Origin of the sequence: Lachnoclostridium sp., from assembly GCF_031997925.1 — a bacterium.
Lineage (GTDB): Bacteria > Bacillota > Clostridia > Lachnospirales > Lachnospiraceae > Lachnoclostridium.
On the sequence record NZ_DAMADT010000055.1, the window covers coordinates 11,582 to 12,361 of the forward strand.

Genomic DNA, 780 nt, shown 5'->3' on the forward strand with positions numbered 1-780 from the left:
AGCGAGCTAATGCCTTGGAATCCTCATAGTTCTTAAGAATTTCTAAAATCGAGGCAAGACTAAATCCCATGTCTTTCAGAGCTGTGATTCGATCTGCAATAGGTAGCTGACATTCACTATAATATCGATAGTTGGTCAAGACATCAATATTTTCTGGTACTAACAATCCGATTTCATCATAATGCCTTAGCATTCGAATACTAATCCTTGATAATTTTGAAAAATCGCCTATTCTAAGCATTTATCGTACCTCACATATATGTGTATTTTTGAGCTCAACACCAGTATAGAGTATACCATAATGTCAGAGTCAATAGATAATATTTAAAATAAAGTCCCTTAATTTATAGAAAGCATTATTTCGTCATCACCACTAGTATAAAGAGCGAATGTATTGGATTCGTTAGAAATATATTAGTAATGATGCCATATCGATTCACTACATAGAATTAACCTTAATGAAATGATTGATGTTAGAATTCTTCAACTATTTCTTTAAGAAGCCATAATCTAAACATTTGGTTAAAGAATATTGAAAATAAGAGAGGGAATAAATATGTGTACAGCTATGACCCTGCAATCTTTAGAGAATGTAAATTTTTTTGGAAGAACTATGGACTTTTCATACTGCATCGAACCAGCTATTTATAAAGTACCTAAAAACAATGAATGGAAAAATATTCTTACAATGAAAAATTTTCATGATTATTATAGCTTTATTGGAATAGGCCAGGAAAGCGATGGATTGCTCGGATTTTTAGATGGAGTTAACGAAAATGG

Annotated in this window: 2 protein-coding genes; one reads left to right on the plus strand and one right to left on the minus strand. The window is 31.5% G+C overall.

Features of this window, described 5'->3' with window-relative positions:
• Nucleotides 1-241 (minus strand): MerR family transcriptional regulator (locus RTP52_RS19940; protein WP_312373120.1); only part of this gene is annotated, 241 nt, incomplete at its 3' end.
• A 315-nt stretch (nucleotides 242-556) separates the two neighbouring features.
• On the opposite strand from RTP52_RS19940, the gene RTP52_RS19945 reads away from it, so the two are divergent.
• A partial coding sequence (locus tag RTP52_RS19945) for a linear amide C-N hydrolase (RefSeq protein WP_312373123.1) occupies nucleotides 557-780 on the plus strand: 224 nt, incomplete at its 3' end.